This is a genomic window from Mesorhizobium sp. P3_A10 (assembly GCF_056403175.1).
This window is the reverse complement of record NZ_JBFUFZ010000002.1, coordinates 474570-491562: the sequence shown is the minus strand read 5'-3', so window position 1 is coordinate 491562 and position 16993 is coordinate 474570. Positions and strand designations below refer to the sequence as shown.

Annotated in this window: 18 protein-coding genes; 8 read left to right on the top strand and 10 right to left on the bottom strand. The window is 63.3% G+C overall.

The features are described 5' to 3' along the window. Nucleotides 1-174 precede the first annotated feature (174 nt). The 3 genes from AC1DXU_RS09185 (at nucleotide 175) to AC1DXU_RS09175 (ending at nucleotide 2564) form a co-directional block, all read left to right on the top strand. Nucleotides 175-960, top strand: coding sequence for a ThuA domain-containing protein (locus AC1DXU_RS09185; RefSeq protein WP_477367261.1), 786 nt, complete (start codon nucleotides 175-177; stop codon nucleotides 958-960). A 115-nt stretch (nucleotides 961-1075) separates the two neighbouring features. Beyond that, on the top strand, nucleotides 1076-2134 hold the full coding sequence (locus tag AC1DXU_RS09180; RefSeq protein ID WP_477367258.1) for a Gfo/Idh/MocA family protein: 1059 nt from the start codon (nucleotides 1076-1078) through the stop codon (nucleotides 2132-2134). A gap of 28 nt (nucleotides 2135-2162) precedes the next feature. After that, the gene (locus AC1DXU_RS09175; RefSeq protein ID WP_477367256.1) at nucleotides 2163-2564 is read left to right on the top strand and encodes a GFA family protein; all 402 of its coding nucleotides are present in this window, start codon (nucleotides 2163-2165) and stop codon (nucleotides 2562-2564) included. 9 nt (nucleotides 2565-2573) lie between these two features. Here the strand turns inward: AC1DXU_RS09175 and AC1DXU_RS09170 are convergent, their stop codons facing one another. Next, a complete protein-coding gene (locus AC1DXU_RS09170) occupies nucleotides 2574-3116 on the bottom strand; it encodes a class I SAM-dependent methyltransferase (RefSeq protein WP_477367254.1) in 543 nt (180 codons plus the stop codon). 298 nt (nucleotides 3117-3414) lie between these two features. Between AC1DXU_RS09170 and AC1DXU_RS09165 the strand changes: the two genes are divergently transcribed. The 3 genes from AC1DXU_RS09165 (at nucleotide 3415) to AC1DXU_RS09155 (ending at nucleotide 7231) form a co-directional block, all read left to right on the top strand. Next, nucleotides 3415-4959, top strand: a complete 1545-nt coding sequence (locus AC1DXU_RS09165) for a bifunctional AfsR/SARP family transcriptional regulator/alpha/beta hydrolase (protein WP_477367251.1) — start codon at nucleotides 3415-3417, stop codon at nucleotides 4957-4959. A gap of 107 nt (nucleotides 4960-5066) precedes the next feature. Then, nucleotides 5067-5810, top strand: coding sequence for an alpha/beta fold hydrolase (locus tag AC1DXU_RS09160; protein WP_477367248.1), 744 nt, complete (start codon nucleotides 5067-5069; stop codon nucleotides 5808-5810). A gap of 161 nt (nucleotides 5811-5971) precedes the next feature. After that, nucleotides 5972-7231 carry a GGDEF domain-containing protein gene (locus AC1DXU_RS09155; RefSeq protein WP_477367245.1) on the top strand — a complete coding sequence of 420 codons (1260 nt, stop codon included), beginning with the start codon at nucleotides 5972-5974 and terminating at the stop codon, nucleotides 7229-7231. A gap of 101 nt (nucleotides 7232-7332) precedes the next feature. Here AC1DXU_RS09155 and AC1DXU_RS09150 read toward each other — a convergent pair whose 3' ends face one another. From AC1DXU_RS09150 to AC1DXU_RS09115, 8 genes are all read right to left on the bottom strand, one after another. Then, complete coding sequence (locus AC1DXU_RS09150; protein WP_477367242.1) at nucleotides 7333-8076, bottom strand: amino acid ABC transporter ATP-binding protein; 744 nt, start codon at nucleotides 8074-8076, stop codon at nucleotides 7333-7335. A gap of 26 nt (nucleotides 8077-8102) precedes the next feature. Next, nucleotides 8103-8777 (bottom strand): amino acid ABC transporter permease, encoded by a 675-nt coding sequence (locus tag AC1DXU_RS09145; RefSeq protein ID WP_477367239.1) that lies wholly within the window; start codon nucleotides 8775-8777, stop codon nucleotides 8103-8105. After that, nucleotides 8774-9451 carry an amino acid ABC transporter permease gene (locus AC1DXU_RS09140; protein WP_477367236.1) on the bottom strand — a complete coding sequence of 226 codons (678 nt, stop codon included), beginning with the start codon at nucleotides 9449-9451 and terminating at the stop codon, nucleotides 8774-8776. Before AC1DXU_RS09140 ends, AC1DXU_RS09145 begins: the two co-directional genes overlap by 4 nt. Before the next feature lie 90 nt (nucleotides 9452-9541). Further along, on the bottom strand, nucleotides 9542-10330 hold the full coding sequence (locus tag AC1DXU_RS09135; RefSeq protein WP_477367233.1) for an ABC transporter substrate-binding protein: 789 nt from the start codon (nucleotides 10328-10330) through the stop codon (nucleotides 9542-9544). 103 nt (nucleotides 10331-10433) lie between these two features. Next, nucleotides 10434-11597 carry a saccharopine dehydrogenase family protein gene (locus AC1DXU_RS09130; protein WP_477367230.1) on the bottom strand — a complete coding sequence of 388 codons (1164 nt, stop codon included), beginning with the start codon at nucleotides 11595-11597 and terminating at the stop codon, nucleotides 10434-10436. Further along, the gene (locus AC1DXU_RS09125) at nucleotides 11594-12103 is read right to left on the bottom strand and encodes an Lrp/AsnC family transcriptional regulator (RefSeq protein ID WP_477319532.1); all 510 of its coding nucleotides are present in this window, start codon (nucleotides 12101-12103) and stop codon (nucleotides 11594-11596) included. The genes AC1DXU_RS09130 and AC1DXU_RS09125 overlap by 4 nt, the downstream gene beginning before the upstream one ends. 331 nt (nucleotides 12104-12434) lie before the next feature. Further along, a complete protein-coding gene (locus AC1DXU_RS09120; protein ID WP_477367227.1) occupies nucleotides 12435-13160 on the bottom strand; it encodes a 3-keto-5-aminohexanoate cleavage protein in 726 nt (241 codons plus the stop codon). Between the two features lie 189 nt (nucleotides 13161-13349). Beyond that, nucleotides 13350-13805: a MarR family winged helix-turn-helix transcriptional regulator gene (locus tag AC1DXU_RS09115; protein ID WP_477367224.1), complete on the bottom strand. Its 456-nt coding sequence runs from the start codon at nucleotides 13803-13805 to the stop codon at nucleotides 13350-13352. Between the two features lie 123 nt (nucleotides 13806-13928). On the opposite strand from AC1DXU_RS09115, the gene AC1DXU_RS09110 reads away from it, so the two are divergent. After that, nucleotides 13929-14744 (top strand): p-hydroxycinnamoyl CoA hydratase/lyase, encoded by an 816-nt coding sequence (locus tag AC1DXU_RS09110; RefSeq protein ID WP_477367221.1) that lies wholly within the window; start codon nucleotides 13929-13931, stop codon nucleotides 14742-14744. 59 nt (nucleotides 14745-14803) lie between these two features. After that, entirely contained in the window at nucleotides 14804-16291 is a 1488-nt protein-coding gene (locus tag AC1DXU_RS09105) for an AMP-binding protein (RefSeq protein WP_477367218.1), read from the top strand. 34 nt (nucleotides 16292-16325) lie between these two features. On the opposite strand, the gene AC1DXU_RS09100 is transcribed toward AC1DXU_RS09105, so the two are convergent. Further along, nucleotides 16326-16988, bottom strand: coding sequence for a phytochelatin synthase family protein (locus tag AC1DXU_RS09100; RefSeq protein ID WP_477367215.1), 663 nt, complete (start codon nucleotides 16986-16988; stop codon nucleotides 16326-16328). Nucleotides 16989-16993 lie beyond the last annotated feature (5 nt).

Sequence of the window (16993 nt, the reverse complement as noted above, 5' to 3'; positions counted from 1 at the left end):
CTATCATCCTGTTTGAAATGGTTTTTTCCGCGCGGTTGATCCGAGACCACAGTCTCGACGCTACGCCTTCCCCCTCAATTGTCAGCAGCCGGCATTGAAAGCGTTTTCAATTCCGGCTGAGGATACTATGAGTGGAGCGCGGCGGCTCCAGCTTCAAACGATCAAGAGGAAGTCATGACAATTCGCACTGTCGTCTGGGGCGAGAATATCCATGAGCGGACCAATGAGGTGGTCGCCGGCATCTACCCCGACGGAATGCACGCGACCATCGCCAACGCACTGAAGGCTGACCCCAACATTTCCGCGTCTTGGGCAACCCTCGAGCAGCCCGAGCATGGCCTGCCGGCCGACCGTCTTGCACAAACCGATGTGCTGGTGTGGTGGGGCCACAAGGACCATGGCGCCGTCGCCGACGAAGTGGTCGAGCGCGTGGCGCGCCGGGTCTGGGAAGGCATGGGACTGATCGTCCTGCATTCCGGCCATTTCTCAAAGATCTTCAAGCGGCTGATGGGCACGCCCTGCACGCTGAAATGGCGTGAGGCCGGCGAGCGCGAGCGGCTCTGGGTGACCAGCCCCAGCCATCCGATCGCTGCCGGGGTGGGTGAATATTTCGAGCTTGAGAACGAGGAAATGTATGGCGAGCAGTTCGCCGTGCCGGAGCCGCTGGAGACGGTTTTTATCTCCTGGTTCCAGGGCGGCGAGGTGTTTCGTTCCGGGCTGACCTATCGTCGCGGCGCCGGCAATATCTTCTATTTCCGGCCCGGCCACGAGACCTATCCGACCTATCACGACGCCAATGTCCAGAAGGTGTTGCGCAATGCGGTGAACTGGGCGCACAACCCGCAGGGCTCGAACCCCACGATCCTCGATGCGCCGAACGTGCCGGTGGAAAAGGCGATCGAACCGATCGTCGAGCGCGGCGGCAAACTTCACGCCTCGGGCGAGGCCGGCTTCCGCTAAAGCAGTTCCAGAAAAATGGGCGCAACCGCTTTCCGTCTGGATTCGCGTAAAAATAACTCCTAGACCACATCCGCCCCATACCATTGAATCGAACCAATTCGCTCGGAGTGCAAAAATGCGACTTCTGATACTCGGCACCGGCTGGATGGCGCAGGAGCACGCCAGGCAGTTCGGCAAGATCAAGGGCGTCGAACTGGTCGGCGCCGTCGACGTCGATGCGAAGCGCGTCGCCGAATTCTCCGACAGTTTTGGTATTCCCAACCGTTTCACCTCGCTTGCCGACGCGCTCAAATGGGGAGAATTCGATGCGGCGACCAATGTGACGCCCGATTCCATCCACCACACGACCACCATGCCGCTGATTGCGGCGGGCAAGCCGGTGCTGTGCGAAAAGCCGCTGGCCGAAAACTTCGAGAAGGCCAGGGAGATGGCCGACGCCGCCGAAAAGGCCGGCATCATCAACATGGTCAACCTGACCTATCGCAACGTCGCCGCATTGCAGAAAGCGCGCGCCATGGTGCTTGCCGGCGAGATCGGCGAGATCAGGCATGTCGAGGCGTCCTATCTGCAGAGCTGGCTGGTGTCCAAGGCCTGGGGCGACTGGCGCACCGACCCGAAATGGCTGTGGCGCCTGTCGCGCAGCCACGGCTCCAATGGCGTGCTGGGCGACGTCGGCGTCCACATCCTCGATTTCGCCAGCTATGGCGCCGGCCTCGACATCGACCACGTCTTCTGCCGGCTGAAGGCCTTCGACAAGGCGCCCGGCAACCGCATCGGCGAATACGACCTCGACGCCAACGACAGTTTCGCAATGGCGCTGGATTTTTCGAACGGTGCCTTCGGTGTTGTTCATGCCAGCCGCTGGGCGACCGGTCATCTCAACGAATTGCGCCTGCGCATTTATGGTGACAAGGGCGGTATCGAAGTCGTGCACAATCCGGACGGCTCGGAGCTGAAAGCCTGCCTGGGCAAGAACATCGAAACCGCCAAGTGGCAGGTGCTCGATGCCGGAACCGTGCCGACCAACTACCAGCGCTTTGTCGATGCAGTGAAGAGCGGCGTCCAGTCCGAACCGTCGTTTCGCCATGCGGCCGAGCTGCAGAAGGTGCTCGACCTTGCCGTGGTTTCGGACGAGAAGCGGACTGAACTGAGGGCAAACGCCGACACGCAGTGATGTCTTTCCACGGGAGGAGGAGCCCGCCATGACAACGCGCCGCGCCGAATGTTCCTGCGGCCAGCTTTCAGCCGTTTGCTCGGGCGAGCCGGTCCGTATCTCCGTTTGCCACTGCCTCGACTGCAAACGCCGCACGGGCAGCGCCTTCAGCTACAATGTCCGGTTTGCCGAAGGCGACGTATCGGTCCAGGGACGAGCGGCCGAGTTCACGCGCATTGGTGACCAGGGCGGCCGCGTCATCTACAGCTTCTGCCCGGATTGCGGCACCAATGTTCACTACACGATCGACACCCAGCCCGGCGTGATCGCCATTCCCGTGGGCGCCTTCGCCGATCCGTCGTTCCCGCCGCCCTTCCAGTCCTTCTATCACGACAGCCGGCGCTGCGAATGGGTCGAGATCAAAGCCGAGCCGCTGGCGACGCTCGGCTGAAGAACGCAGTCAACCTGGCGGTGGGACCGCGACCCCGGCGTAGTGACTTCCCAGCTGCCAGAAGAGAAGCGGAAATCGCCTTCGCTCCTCATGAACGAGCCTAAAGCCGGCCCCGTCAATCAGACCTAATGGGTCGCGATTGAGATGGCAGCCGCCGGCAAGCGCTCCCCACATCCGGTTCAGGCGCTCCTGCCACCTGCGGCAACGCGGCCCATCGGCTTGGCCGTGCTCGATGAAGATCAGCCGGCCCGTGGACTTCAAGATGCGCCGGATTTCGCTCAGCGCCGCCTCAGGGTCTGGAATGGTGCAGAAAGCGTAGGTGACGACGACGGTGTCGGCAAAGTCATCGGCCAGCGGCAGAGTTTCGCCTCTGGCCCGAAGGCATTCGACATCGAAGGGCATGGAACGGCTCTTCGGTTCGGCCAAGCCGAGCATCGTGCCGTCGGGATCGACGCCCACCAGCCGCTCCACCTTGGCCGGGTCGTAGTAGGGAAGGTTCAGGCCGGACCCGAAGCCGACTTCCACAACAACGCCCTCTGCCTGTGGGATCATGTGCCTTCGCATGTGCGCGAATGCGTTGGCCGAACAGCCAGCGTGGACGAAGTAGGGAGCAACGCAGCGTGCGTACCAGGAGAGACAGGATTGGCACATGTCTCAGCCTCCCTGTCGAGCGCAGATAGGGCCGCCATCCTCGGCAACAGCCGCGGACGTGCAATGATGGGTGAGAGTATTGACCAGTGACATTTATCGCTCCAAGTCTGTCTTCAGACGGGCCAGATCGGCCCAACGTCGTGGGGATAGGTAGAAGGTCTGCGTCCCCTCAACGTCCCCGCCCGGCGCATACGGATCCATGGAGCGATTGCAGTTCCGATTTCTGGGTTTTCCGGAGTTCCGCCTGAATGGGCGGCGGGTGGAACTTGCCTTGCGCAAGGCGGCGGCGCTCCTCATCTACCTCGCCGAGGCCGCCGGGCCTGTGGCGCGTGAGGTCGCAGCCACGCTTCTGTGGCCCGAAACCGACGAGGAAGCCGCGCGCGCACGACTTCGGCGCACGCTGTACAAGATCCGCATCGCGTTCGGCAGCGAGGTTATCGCGACCAGCGGAACATCGCTAAGCCTGCACCCGGCGCTGTCCGTTGAGGTCGACTCAGGGGTTTTCGAGCATGCCTGCGATCTCGGTCCTCTCGACCAGGCAGCAGACATCTATAAGGGCGACTATCTCGCCGGCTTCTCACTCAACGACTGCATGGAATTCGAGGAGTGGGTCTTCTTCAGGCGCGAGGCCCTGCGCAGCCGGCTGGTGCAGGCGCTGGAGCGGCTCGTCGAAGCGAAGATTACCGGCGGTGAGCCGCGCGCCGCGGTAGTGTACGCGACGCGCCTGACGAGCTTGGACCCTTTGAGCGAAAGCGCGCACCGTCACCTGATCCGGGCGCACCTGATGGCCGGGGACAGGGCAGCAGCCGAGCGTCAGGCCGAAACCTGTGTCAGGCTGCTGCGGGACGAACTCGGCATCGCGCCGGACCCCACAACGCTTGCCATGCTGCGTGAGCCAACTCACGATGCAACCCTGGACATGCCGAGAACGCGCTATGTCGAAGTGGACGGCATCCATATCGCCTACCAAATCGTCGGCAAGGGCCCGATGGACATCGTGCTTGTTCCGGGGTTCATTTCGCATGTCGAACGGGTCTGGGAAGACAGGAGCTGCCGCGCCTGGCTCACCGCGGTTTCGCGCCTTGGCCGCCTGATCCTTTTCGACCGGCGAGGCATGGGACTTTCCGACCGTGTCGGTGCCCGCCCCACCGTTGAAGCGACGGCGCAGGATATTCTTGCGGTCATGAACGCGGCCGGCAGTCGTAGGGCCTTGCTCATCGGCGCGTCAGAAGGTGGCCCGGGTTGTGTCCGTTTTGCCGTAAACCACTCCGATCGCCTGGTCGGTCTGGTTCTGTGGGGTTCCCTGGCGAAAGGCAGCCGCGCACCCGACTATCCTTTTGCCCTGACCGTCGCGCAATACGATCTGTGGAAGCAGCGGCTGCTCGCCGGCTGGGGTGGCCCGGCGGAAATCGAAACTTTCGCCCCGAGCCTGACCGCAGACCGCCAAGCGCAGACCTGGTGGGCTGGGTTGCTCAGGGCAGCCTCCAGTCCCGGCGCGGTCGCAGGCCTGCTCGAAGCGCTGCGTGATACCGATGTCCGCCATCTCCTGGCAAAAGTCTCGGCAAGGACGATGGTTCTGCACCGCTCCGGCGACCGCGCCGTGCGCGTCGAGGCCGGGCGATTCCTCGCAGCCAAGATCCCGGGCGCGCGTTTCGTTGAACTAGCTGGTGACGACCATTGGTTTTGGGTCGGCGACCAGCAGCCACTGCTCGATAGCATCAGCGCGTTTGCACGAAACAGCTGACCCCGCCGGGGACGATCAGGGGACACCTCCTGTGCAGGGTAACGCTCACAACTCTTGATGTCAGTTGTGAAGCACAGGTTTTTGCGCGCCCGGCAAAAGGAATGATCATGTTTGCTGTCTCGGGAGACGGAACCCGCATTGCCTATGAGGTAGTCGGGACTGGAAGACCGCTGGTGCTGCTGCACGGCTTTACAGCAGATCACACAATTTGGCGTGAAGTGGGCTACGTCGAGCGGTTGGTGGCGTATGGGCGGCAACTGATACTGATCGACAGTCGCGGTCACGGGAGAAGCGACAAGCCGCATGTGCCCGAAGGGTATGATCCCGGGCGATGCGCGGCCGACGTCGCGGCTGTTCTGGATGACATCGGCGCGGTAGATGCGGACATCTGCGGGCATTCTCTGGGTGGCACGGTTGCCCTGGCGTTTGCCGCCCACTACCGGAACCGGGTGCGCTCGCTTGTCGTCAACGGCGCGCATCCCTTCGGTCAGAATCTAAGTCTGCTCAGGGCGGCCGTGAGCGTCGGCATAGAACCCTGGATCTCGTATCTGCGCACCAAGAACTGGCCGTTGACAGACGGGAACGTCAGGCAGCTCAGAAGCAATGATCTTGAGGCCTTGCGGGCATGCGTTGCTCTGGACCGGTCCGATCGGTCGGCATCGTTTGCTGGCTTTGATCGACCGATACTTGCGATCAGCGGAGAGGCCGATCCGTTATGTCCCAAGGTTCGTGATTTTGCAGCCCTTGCCGGCGCTGACCATCTCGAACTCGCCGGATGCAATCATTTCCAGGCGCTTTTGGCGGTCGACCCGGTATGCGCGCGCATCGAAGAGTTTCTGTCGCTGCTCTAATGCCTCAGGATCTTGCTCTTCTGCCTCGCCGGTGTTGACAGCAGACAGGGGATATTTCCTCGGTTGGAAGCCTGAGGGACTTTATGATGGCCCGATAAATCAAATCTTCAGGATTAACCTGACATGCTTGCCCGTTGCCGACGACCGGATGGCTCGGATGAATGTCAGATAGGATGCATCTCGACGTGCAGGACGATCCTGCCATAATTGCGGAAGTCGAGCGACAGCTGGCGCGCCGCACGCGCGATATCCGCCTCAAAGGCGAGATCAAGCGCCTATTTCGGACCCGTGTGTGGTCACAAACAGCGAAGATCATCCGGGCCTGGATGATCTGGGTGGCATTTTTGGATGTGCTGACCCTGGCGCTCAACCTGTTGATGCTTCCAAAGGCGGTCGCGCTCTCGATGCTCCTGCCTGGCGCCATCATTCCACCTGTCGTCGTGATTGTTTTTCTTCTCTGGCGAAAACCGCAGGCGCACTGGCTCCAAGGGGCTTCGCTGATCGCAGGCATGTTCCTCATCCTGTTGTCAGTTGCACTGGTCGGCGTAAGCGCTGGTGGCGAATTCTACGAACGGCACCTGAACATCATGCTGTTCGTGGCCATTACAGCCATCATCATCTTCGGCATCCCGCTGGCCTGGACGATGGCTATTGCCGCCTCGGCGCTTGGTCTCTATCTCGTTTTTCAGCTGCAGAACCCGGGCATCGAATTTGGAAGCGCCGCGGCTGCGACGCTGTTTTTCACCAGCGGGATCATCGCAACGATCGCCGCGCGGCGCATCATGACAATTCTCGCTCAGAAGACTTTCCTGTTTGAGCTTCGCGACCGACACAGAGTCGCCGAACTGGCGGAAGCGAACGATCGGCTTCAGCAACTGGCGAGCACCGATCCGCTCACGGGCATTGCCAACCGGCGCTGGATGACAGAATTGCTCGACCTCCTTTGGGCCGATGGTGGAACATGCCCCGGCGGTGCCGCCATGCTGATGTGCGACATCGATGATTTCAAGAAGCTGAACGATCACCTCGGCCATGCCGAAGGCGATCGCTGTCTGGTCGAGGTCGCCCGCGTTATCAAGGAAAACGTCAGGCGCGACAACGATCTCGTGGCCCGATACGGCGGCGAAGAATTCCTGGTGCTCTTGCCTGGCGTAGACAATGAAGAGGCCGTCTCTGTGGCCGAGAGAATTCGCCAGAGCGTTGAGGCCGCCGCCTTTCCCAATCCTGCATCCCGCGTGTCGCGCCGCGTCACCCTCAGCATTGGAGTTGCAGTTCAGAGGGCCGACGAGGCCATCTCATCGGAGCAGTTACAGCGTCAGGCGGATGCGGCGCTGTATCTCGCCAAGCAAACCGGCCGCAACCGGGTGCTGCTCCACATACCGGAGTCACCCGGGCGCAAACATATTCAGTCGACGCGGTGATGCCAGCCCGTGACGCGATGGTAGAATAGTCGCTTCGCTACGCCGTCTTCGCCCAACTCAGCCATCGGCAGCAGCCAACATATCGAGTCTTTTACTCTCCTCTAATGCCTGAGAATCTTGCTCAGAAACGCCCGGCTGCGGTCGGTCTTCGGATCGGAGAAAAACGCCTCCGGCGTGCCGCTTTCGACGATGGCGCCGGCGTCCATGAACACCACGCGCTGGGCGACCTTGCGGGCAAAGCCCATTTCGTGCGTCACCACCATCATGGTCATTCCTTCCTCGGCGACCGCTACCATCACGTCGAGCACTTCGGAAATCATCTCGGGGTCGAGTGCCGAGGTCGGCTCGTCGAACAGCATGATCTTGGGCCGCATGCCGAGGCAGCGCGCGATCGCCACGCGCTGCTGCTGGCCGCCTGAGAGTTGTGCCGGATAGGCATCGACCTTGTCGGCCAGGCCGACCTTGGCCAGCAAGTCGCGCCCGGCCTGTTCGGCTTCCGCGCGCGCGATCTTGCGCACATGGATCGGCGCCAGCGTCACGTTTTCCAGCGCGGTCTTGTGCGGGTAGAGGTTGAACGACTGGAAGACGAAGCCGATCTCGGTGCGCAGCCGCGTCATATTGGTGGCGGGATCGCCGAGGCGCTGGCCGTCGACCACCAGATCGCCGTCGCGGATCGTCTCCAGCCCGTTGATACAGCGGATCAGCGTGCTCTTGCCCGAGCCGCTCGGGCCGCAGACCACCACCACCTCGCGCGGCTCGACGCTGAGCGTGATGTCCTTCAAGACATTGAGCGCGCCGAACCATTTGTTGACGCCGCGAAAGTCGATCATGCCCGCTTTGGTCATGTTTTCTGAGCCTTTGGGGTTCGATGTCACAGCTGCACCTCGCCATGTGCCGCACCCATGCGGCGCTCCAGCCGGCTGGCCAGCATGATCAGCGGGTAGCAGACGATGAAATAGCCGAGGCCGACCAGGAAGAAGACCAAGAGGCCGTTCGGCACGCGCTGCACCACCAGCCAGCCGACCCGCGTGAGGTCGGTCAGCCCGATGGCCGAGACCACCGAGGAATCCTTGATCAGCAGCACATACTGCCCGACCAGCGGCGGCAGCACGATGCGCATCGCTTGCGGCAGCACCACCTGGCGCATGCGTTGCCAGCGCGACAGGCCGGACGCAAGTGCTGCCTCGACCTGGCCGGTCGGCACGGAACGAATGCCGGCGGCGACGATCTCGCAGATGAAGCAGGCGGCCAGATTGGTCAGCGCGATGATGCCGGCGGTGAAGGCGTCGAGCTCGATGCCGAATTCCGGCAGGATGAAGAAGATCAGGAAGATTTGCACCAGGAACGGTGTGCCGCGGATCAGGTCGACCCAGGCGCCGATCGCATTGCTGGTGATCCGGTTGCCGCCGGTGCGCAAGATGCCGAGGCCAAAGCCGAGAGCCGTGCCCAGCACCAGGCTGATCAGCGACAGGACCACGGTCATGCCGAGGCCGCGCAAGGCGAGGGGATAGCTCCCGGCGAGGCTTTGCAACTGCTGCCAGATCATGTGCTGCTCCTTGCCGGCCGCAAGCCGAGCCAGCGACTGGACAGCGCCGCCAATCCTTTCAGGCAGTAGTAGAGCAGCAGGTAAAAAGCGGCGATGGTTAGAAAACCTTCCGCTGGCATGAAGCGGTCGGAGGCAAGAAGCTGACCGGCGCGCGTCAGTTCGGAAACTGAGATCAGCGACAACAGTGCCGAATCCTTGACCAGCACGATCGCCTGGCCAAGCAGCGGCGGGATCGTCACCTTGAACGCCTGCGGCAGGATGACGAAGCGCATGCGCTGGACATAGGTCATCCCCGAGGCGACGCCGGCTTCCACCTGGCCGCGCGGGATCGACAGGATGCCGGCGCGGATGATCTCGGCGACATAGGCGCCGCTGTTGAGCGACAAGGCCAGGATGCCGACGACGAGCTCCGGCAGCACGAAGCCGAGCCGGGGCAGGCCGAAATAGAGGAAATAGAGTTGCGCCAGCAACGGCGTGGCGCGCACCGTGTCGATATAGGCCTTCGCCGGCACGCGAAACAGCTGGCTACGCTGCAGGTTCATGGCGGCGAGCACGATGCCGACCGCAAGCGCGCCGACAAAGGATAGCGCCGACAGCCAAACGGTCGTGACGAGGCCCTGCCCGAACAAGGGCAGATATTCGACGATGGTGCGGAAGCTGAAATTTTCGAGCATCGCTGGGCATGTCCTCAAGACGGACGAAGCGAGTTCCGAACGGTCTTGCGCCGCCGGGGCGGGCGCGAAACCGTTCGGATCTATGTCTGCTTAGTGGTCTTTCTTCCAGGCGTCGGAATTGACCCAGTAGTCGAGGTTCTTCTGCAGGCGGCCGTCGATGCTGACCTGGTTGAGGAACAGGTTCATCCAGACCAGCAGGTCCGGTTCGTCATAGCGGGTGGCGAAGGCCAGCGGCTCCTTAGAGAGTAGCTCCGGCATGATGGTGAAGCTGCCGGCCGGATAGGCGGTCGACTGGCCCTTGACCGCCGAGACGTCGTTGACGCCGCAATCGGCCTGGCCGTTGTTGACGGCGTCGAGCAGCAGCGGACCGCCGCCCTTGTAGCTCTTGATGTCGGCATCGGGGAAGGCTGTCTTGGCTTCCTTCTCGCCGGTGGCGCCCAGCAGCACGGCAATCTTGGTGCCCTTGGCCTTGCAGTCCTCGGTGGTCTTGAACTTGCTGTCGGCCTTGGTGAAGACGGTGCTGCCCGTATACATGTAAGGCGTGGTGAAGGCGACCTTCATGCCGCGTGCCAGAGTCGGCGTCATGTCGGCGACAAGAAGATCGGCCTTGCCAGAGAGCAGCGCCGGGATCAGGCCGTCCCAGTCGAAGTCGAGGAAGGTGATCTTGACGCCCATTTCCTTGGCCATCAACTCGGCAAGTTCGACCGAACTGCCGGTGCGTTCGCCGGCGGCACCGACCAGCGAGAAGGGCGGTCCCTGCGTCTGCACCGCGACACGCAGTTCGCCGCGCTTGGTGATGTCGTCGAGCGTTCCGGCACTGGCGGCTGCTGTGAGGCCGGCAAGTGCAAGTCCGGCGATGAAAAGCTTGGCAATCTTCATTGGGCATTCCTCCCTGTTGTCGTTGTTATTTTGCCCGCGGGTTTCCTTGGGCTCTTTTTGAGCGGCGGCGCCGTTGCCGGCGGCAGCCACCGTTCGAAAATCCTCAGTCCCAGGCCACCGTCTCGACAACCCTGATGCCGCGCGTGGCCAGTTCGTCGAAGAAGCTGATATCGGGCACGTGCAGCAGCGGGTTGAGCAGGCCGGGTGTGGTGATCTCGCGCCGCGCCAGCATCTGCGCCACGATGCTGGCGGGATAACCGACGCCGAGGCTCATGCCGAACAAGCCGGATTGGAGGTCGCGTTCGATGATCAGCTCCGACGTCACCGTCTTGCGGCGGCCGCCTTCGAGGCCGGAAAACACATTGCGCATCACGCAAAGGTCCTTCTCGTCGGCGCCGTACTGCAATTGCGGGCCGAGCAGCCGGCCGAGGAATTCGCGCGGGCTGACTGCGGTGCCGGAAACCTTGTCTTCGGAGAGGAAGCCGAGTTCCTTCAGCGGCGCCCAGAACGCCGACCAGCCCGGCCAGCGCAGCGTGTAGCGGCCGGAGCGCTGCAGCCCCTTGGCGACCTCCAGCATCTCGACATAGTGCGGCGCGTCGCCATTGGGGAAGGCTTCCAGCCGGCCGAGGCCCGCGACCTCGATCTCGTGGATGAAATGATTGTCGTGCTGCCGGCCGGCCGGCACCGCGACGCGCGCGCCGTCCTCGATCATCACGCTGTCGCGGTTCTGGCTGACCAGAACCATGTCGAAATTCCAGCTCACCTTGTAGCAAAGCGGCTTGGCCATCGCCTTCGGCTCGGGGATGCCGCCGCAATAGGAGTCGATCGAAGAAATGCTGTCGAATTGTTTTGCGGCGCGCGCGTAGAGCACGAGGTCGATGCCGGGATCGAGCCCGCATTCGGTCATGATCGAGACGCCGGCCGCTTCCGCCGCAGGCGCCAGGTCGGCAATGGCCTTGCCGTAATTGGTGGTGACCAGCGGCGTGCGCGTCGCGATCGCCGCTTGCACCGCCTCGCGCATCAGCGGTTGCGGCAACAGGTCGATGACGGCATCGGCATCGGCCAGCACGTTGGCGAGTGCCGGGCCGATGGCGCCCTCGGGCACGACGAAACGCACGCGGGAAAGATCGGTCAGGCCGCCGAGCCGGGCAGGGCCGTCAGTCGATGTATCGACACAGATGATTTCCTCGACATCGCCGCTGGCGACGAGATCGGCGATGGCCGCCCGGCCTTGCAGGCCGAGGCCGCCGAGAACCGCGATCTTCATGCCGGCTCCTTGCGCGCCTGGGCGTCTTCGGACCAGCAGCCTTCCGGCAAGCTGACCCATTTGTTGCAGGAGGCCATGACGACGAAGGTCTCGCTGCGCATGACTTCGCCGGGCTCGCCGGCACCCGGGATCAACTCGCTGGTGACGCGGTAGAGGTCGGCGACATCGCCGGCCACGGTGACGTCGACGATGATGTCAAAACGCCCGGTGACCACCGAAGCCGAGTTGACGAAGGGCAGTTCCGCAATGCGCTGCGCCAATTCCCTGGCACGTCCGCGGCCTTGCGCATTGATGCCGACAATGGCCGAAATCAACTCCGGGCGCTCTGTCAGGTTCAGCAGCCCGACGATCTTCAGCAGGTTGCGGTCGAGCAGATTGCGCAGCCTCGTGCGCACCGTCGGCACCGAGATCGCCATCGTCTCGGCGATGCGGTTAACGCCAAGCTGCGCGTCCTGCGACAGCAGTTTGACCAGTCGCCGGTCGGTTTGATCGAGATGTTCCCGCAAAGGCACATACTTTCATAAAAGAGAAAAATCGATGTGAATTTCTTTCTGATATGAAAATACCCTATGAGGAATTTTTAACAACAGCAAGAGGCGCGCTGCATCTAACTGATGGTGCGAGGCTCGCAGCGGCAAAGGGTCGGCGCCTCGTCCCAGAATCTGTCGAAGGCACAGAGGCGGCGGCCTCCTCGAATAGGTTCCGGCGCTTGAATCATTGCGGCAGGAGAGGCTGCTATCTTGTGACTCTTTTCGAACCCGTTTTCAGGGATCATCGCCCAAGCGAGTGCCCGGGCAGTAATATCCTCGGCGGGGCTGACCCTGGCTTGCGCCGCCGCTAGCGCCCAGCCCGAAAGATCGCCACCGCCGCAGCCGTCAGCGCGGCGTTGCCGGAGGCCACCGCTCCATCCGGCAGTTCCTTGCCATCTTCCAGTCCGACACGCGTCGACCAGTTGCGCTCCGCCGCCCGCCGGACGAACGGCCAGACCGTGGTGTTTTCGCCATGCAGCAGGATGGCGCGGCGGATGCCGGCCTGTTCGAGCACCTCTTCGATGCCGTCCGACACAGCGAGTGCCTCGTCCAGCGTTTGCTCGGAAATCTCGATCAGGATGCGCAGCACGCGCCCGCCATGGTCGAGGTGGACCAGCCGCTCGGCATCGGAGACCGAGGCAAGTCCGGCCTCGATCCCGATGCCGCGCTGGCGCAGGCTCTCCATTACCAGTGGCGCTGCCGCCTCGCTGAGATTGACCGAGGCATAGTCCGGCAATTCACGCCAGCCGGCGATGGAGACAAGCGTGCGCAGCTCGTCGTTCTCGATCCAGGCGCCGGTGGAGACGCCGATCAGCGTGCCCGGGCAGGCACGGCGCAGCGCCAGCACCGTCCGGTCCATCGCCGCTGGCGCCAGGCTTTCCCGTCCATCGAGCCCGCGCGCATGCACATGCAGCTCGGCCGCACCGGCGGCAATGCAAGCCGCGCCGTCGCGTGCCATGGCGTCGGCGTCGAGTGGCAGGTCAGGGTGGAAGTCGGCGCTGCGCGCGCCATTGATGCAGGTCTGGACGATCATGCTAAGCGATCCTGTTGTGGGTCTCGCGAGCCTAGCGCAGTGCAGGGTGGACCGAAAACGGGGTGGTGAAGTCTCCTGACAAGGTTGGGCAACGCCGCGATCCTGCGCGCCCCCCTCTGGCCTGCCGGCCAGAGGGGGGCGCCGTAGAGGGCCAGCTTGGCAAGCGCGCTGAAGGCGTCGCCGCCAGCCTCACTCTGACTCGTCGACCCAGATCAGGCGCAGCAGGCGCAGCAATGTCGCCCGTTCCTTCTTCGTCAGCCGGTGGAGGAAGCGGTCCTCGTGCCGGCGCACCTGCCGGCGCCACGCCGGCATCGCTTCCATTGCCGCTCTGGTCAGGGTCAGCATCTGCACGCGCCTGTCCTGCGCATGGTCGTCGCGTTCGACCAGGCCACGCTCTTCCAGTTCGGCGAGCAGCGGTGCCATGTTGGCGCTCTTCATACCGAGCAGGCGGCAGAGCTCGGCGGCGCGGATGCCGGGCTTCTCGTCGATCAGCGCCAGCATGCCATAGGTCACCGGGCGCAGCGACGCGTCAGTCAGCCCGACCGCGAAATCATTCAGCGCCAGGGCCGAGGCGCGCCGCAGATTATAGCCGATCTGCGCGTCGAGTGTGTCGTCGGGATGGGTGCGAAGCTGTGTCTCGTCCATGCTGAAACCGATCCCCTTGATCAAGGCTCTTGTCAAGCGAAAAAGACTATGCGACATAGCGGATATGATCGCTATGCATCATAGCAATTATTCGCGCAAGCGGCCGAATGGGAGGACATGAGCATGACCGAAGAGACCGTTGCCTTCGATGTCGAGAACGGCATCGCCTGGGTGCGCTTCAACCGGCCGGACAAGCGCAATTGCATGAACCCGCCGCTCAACCGGCGGATGATGGAAGTGCTCGACGAGCTCGAATATCGCGACGATGTCGGCGTGCTGGTGCTGTCGGGCGAGGGTAGCGCCTGGTCGGCGGGCATGGACCTCAAAGAGTATTTTCGCGAGACCGAAGCCAAAGGCCTCGGCGCTGTGCGCAAGGCGCAAGCGGAAGCCTATGGCTGGTGGCGGCGCCTGCGCTGGTACCGCAAGCCGACCATCGCCATGGTCAATGGCTGGTGCTTTGGCGGCGGCTATGGTCCGCTCTTCGCCTGCGACCTCGCTTTCGCCGCCGACGAGGCGCAGTTCGCTCTGTCCGAGATCAACTGGGGCATCTTGCCCGGCGGCGGCGCCACCAAGGTGGTGGTCGACCTCTTGTCGATGCGCGACGCCATGTATCACGCGCTGACCGGAGAACTCATCGATGGCAGGAAGGCGGCCGCCTGGAAGCTGGTCAATGAAAGCCTGCCGCTGGTGGAGCTGAAGGCGCGTGTCACCGAGGTCGCCAGCATTTTGCTGAAGAAGAACCCGGTGGCGCTGAAGGCGACCAAGGACGCCATCCGCCGCGTCGCCGAGATGACCTACGACAATGCCGAGGACTATCTGGTGCGCGCCCAGGAAGCGGCGAACTCCTACGACAATGACGGTCGCAAGGAAGGCATCCGCCAGTTCATCGATGAGAAGAGCTACAAGCCAGGCTTGGCTGCCTACGACAAGGCCCGATGAGCAGGGTTCGATGACCGGCTGAGCCGAGAGTGACGACGCAATCCGGGGAGGAGATGCGAATGCCGGCCTGGACGACTTCAGACCCCGTGGCGCTGCACGCCGCCGCGCAGCCGGACCGCGTCGCTTGCGTCGACCTGGCTTCCGGGCGGCGCTGGACCTATGCCGGGCTCGACGAGGCCATCCAGCGCGCTGTCGCGGTGCTCCAGGAGTACGGCATCGAGCCGGGGCAGCGCGTCGCGACGCTCGCCCGCAACAGCGCCGATCTGCTGATCCTGCAGCAGGCGGCGATGCGGCTCGGCGCCATCTTCGTGCCGGTCAACTGGCGCCTGGCTGGGCCGGAGCAGCAGGCGATCCTTGCCGATTGCGATCCGGCGCTGCTGCTGCACGATGCGGCGCTTGAGGTGGAGCTGCCAAAAGGCTGCGCGCCGGTTGAAGTCGCGGGCTTCGCGGCAGCGGTCGAGGCGCAAGAACCGGCGCCGCGACGCGCTTTGCCGGCGGGCGATGCGCCGTCGATCATCCTCTACACCTCAGGCACGTCGGGCCGGCCCAAGGGGGTCATCCTTACCGAGCGCAACGCCTTGGCCACCGCCGTCAATTTCAGCGTTTTGGGCCATGTCGGCAATGCCAGCATTTTCCTTTGCGACGCGCCGATGTTCCATGTCATCGGGCTCATCACCTGCTTGCGTCCACCGCTGCTGCAGGGCGGCACGGTGCTGATCTCGTCCGGCTTTGACGCCGGCCTCACCAACCGCCGGCTGGCCGATCCCGCCCTCGGCATCACCCATTATTTTTGCGTCCCGCAGATGGCCAAAATGTTGCGCGATCACCAGGATTTCGCGCCGTCACGCTGGACCTCGCTCACCGCCATCTTCACTGGCGGCGCACCCAATCCGGCTGCCGACATCCTCTGGTGGCTGGAGCGCGGCATCCGCATGGCTGACGGCTTCGGCATGACCGAGGCCGGCACCGTGCTCTGCATGCCGGTCGACGCCAGCCAGATCGCCCGCAAGGCCGGTTCGTCCGGCTTGCCGGGGCCATCGGTCCTGCTCCGCATCGTCGACGACGAAGGCTGCGACGTCGCAGTGGGGGATGCGGGCGAGATATGGCTGTCCGGCCCCAACGTCACGCCGGGCTACTGGAACCGGTCGGAAGAGACGGCGCGTGCCTTCACCGCCGACGGCTGGTTGCGCAGCGGCGACATCGCCCGCCGGGACGCGGACGGCTTCGTCACCCTGGTCGACCGCCGCAAGGACATGTTCATTTCGGGCGGCGAAAACGTCTATCCGGTCGAGATCGAGATGGTGCTGCTCGACCATCCCGACATCGCCGAAGCAGCCGTCATCGGCGTCGCCGACCAGCGCTGGGGCGAGGTCGGCCGCGCCTTCGTCGTGGCAAAACCCGGCCGTGTCCTCGACCCGTCGGTGCTGGCCGACCACTGCGTTGCACGCATCGCCCGCTACAAGGTGCCTAAGGAGTTCCTGCTCACCGACGCACTGCCGCGCACTGCGTCGGGCAAGATCCAGAAACACATTTTGCGCGGGTGGTAGCGCCGGGACCGCGTTTGCTCCGAAACCGACCGTGCTACTCGATCAGCAGCAATCCCCGCTTCTTGTCGCCATCGCTGTCGATGGTGTCCATGGCCGAGAACAGCCGTTCACGCTCGATCAGCCAAGGCTTGTAGCGCTCGTTGACGTCGAGGACGAAAACCAGGTCCTCCGCCTCCAGGTAGCCGCCGATCGGTGAAAAATGACCACTGCCGGCGCCGAATATCGTCTCTCGAGTAAAGTTGATGATGTAGCGGCGGCCGGGATCGTTGGCATGCTTCATGTGCTCGCGAAACTCGTCGGCGGTCAGATTGCGAAGTACGGAAACTTTGCGCCTGGTTTTCGCTTGAGCGACGTCGGCAAGCTCGTCCAGCGTCAGCCCGACGATGCAAAAGCCGGTCCAGCATTTTCCCGTTCCCTCAAGCACTTCGGCTTCGGTTGTCTCCTCTTCGCCGATCGAGTGGAATGTGTTTGCAACACTTGCCGGACCGCAACGCGAACTGTTTGATTGCCATGTGAGGTCGGCATTGAAAGTGGCAGCCACGGGCAGCTTCCAGGCGCTGTCAATCAATTCAGGGGTACGGATAACCGACGACTGGATTGCGTCTGGCGAGACTGCGGACTGACCGACAATCAAAAACGCGGCGCCGCAGAGCAGGCCAACGCCGGCAATCACAGCCAAAGCGAAACGGCGCTTCATTGCTG

Coding starts and splice junctions, on each gene's coding strand:
- AC1DXU_RS09185 (WP_477367261.1), top strand. CDS start 175: ATGACAATTCGCACTGTCGTCTGGGGCGAGAATATCCATGAGCGGACC.
- AC1DXU_RS09180 (WP_477367258.1), top strand. CDS start 1,076: ATGCGACTTCTGATACTCGGCACCGGCTGGATGGCGCAGGAGCACGCC.
- AC1DXU_RS09175 (WP_477367256.1), top strand. CDS start 2,163: ATGACAACGCGCCGCGCCGAATGTTCCTGCGGCCAGCTTTCAGCCGTT.
- AC1DXU_RS09170 (WP_477367254.1), bottom strand. CDS start 3,116: ATGATCCCACAGGCAGAGGGCGTTGTTGTGGAAGTCGGCTTCGGGTCC.
- AC1DXU_RS09165 (WP_477367251.1), top strand. CDS start 3,415: ATGGAGCGATTGCAGTTCCGATTTCTGGGTTTTCCGGAGTTCCGCCTG.
- AC1DXU_RS09160 (WP_477367248.1), top strand. CDS start 5,067: ATGTTTGCTGTCTCGGGAGACGGAACCCGCATTGCCTATGAGGTAGTC.
- AC1DXU_RS09155 (WP_477367245.1), top strand. CDS start 5,972: ATGTCAGATAGGATGCATCTCGACGTGCAGGACGATCCTGCCATAATT.
- AC1DXU_RS09150 (WP_477367242.1), bottom strand. CDS start 8,076: ATGACCAAAGCGGGCATGATCGACTTTCGCGGCGTCAACAAATGGTTC.
- AC1DXU_RS09145 (WP_477367239.1), bottom strand. CDS start 8,777: ATGATCTGGCAGCAGTTGCAAAGCCTCGCCGGGAGCTATCCCCTCGCC.
- AC1DXU_RS09140 (WP_477367236.1), bottom strand. CDS start 9,451: ATGCTCGAAAATTTCAGCTTCCGCACCATCGTCGAATATCTGCCCTTG.
- AC1DXU_RS09135 (WP_477367233.1), bottom strand. CDS start 10,330: ATGAAGATTGCCAAGCTTTTCATCGCCGGACTTGCACTTGCCGGCCTC.
- AC1DXU_RS09130 (WP_477367230.1), bottom strand. CDS start 11,597: ATGAAGATCGCGGTTCTCGGCGGCCTCGGCCTGCAAGGCCGGGCGGCC.
- AC1DXU_RS09120 (WP_477367227.1), bottom strand. CDS start 13,160: ATGATCGTCCAGACCTGCATCAATGGCGCGCGCAGCGCCGACTTCCAC.
- AC1DXU_RS09115 (WP_477367224.1), bottom strand. CDS start 13,805: ATGGACGAGACACAGCTTCGCACCCATCCCGACGACACACTCGACGCG.
- AC1DXU_RS09110 (WP_477367221.1), top strand. CDS start 13,929: ATGACCGAAGAGACCGTTGCCTTCGATGTCGAGAACGGCATCGCCTGG.
- AC1DXU_RS09105 (WP_477367218.1), top strand. CDS start 14,804: ATGCCGGCCTGGACGACTTCAGACCCCGTGGCGCTGCACGCCGCCGCG.
- AC1DXU_RS09100 (WP_477367215.1), bottom strand. CDS start 16,988: ATGAAGCGCCGTTTCGCTTTGGCTGTGATTGCCGGCGTTGGCCTGCTC.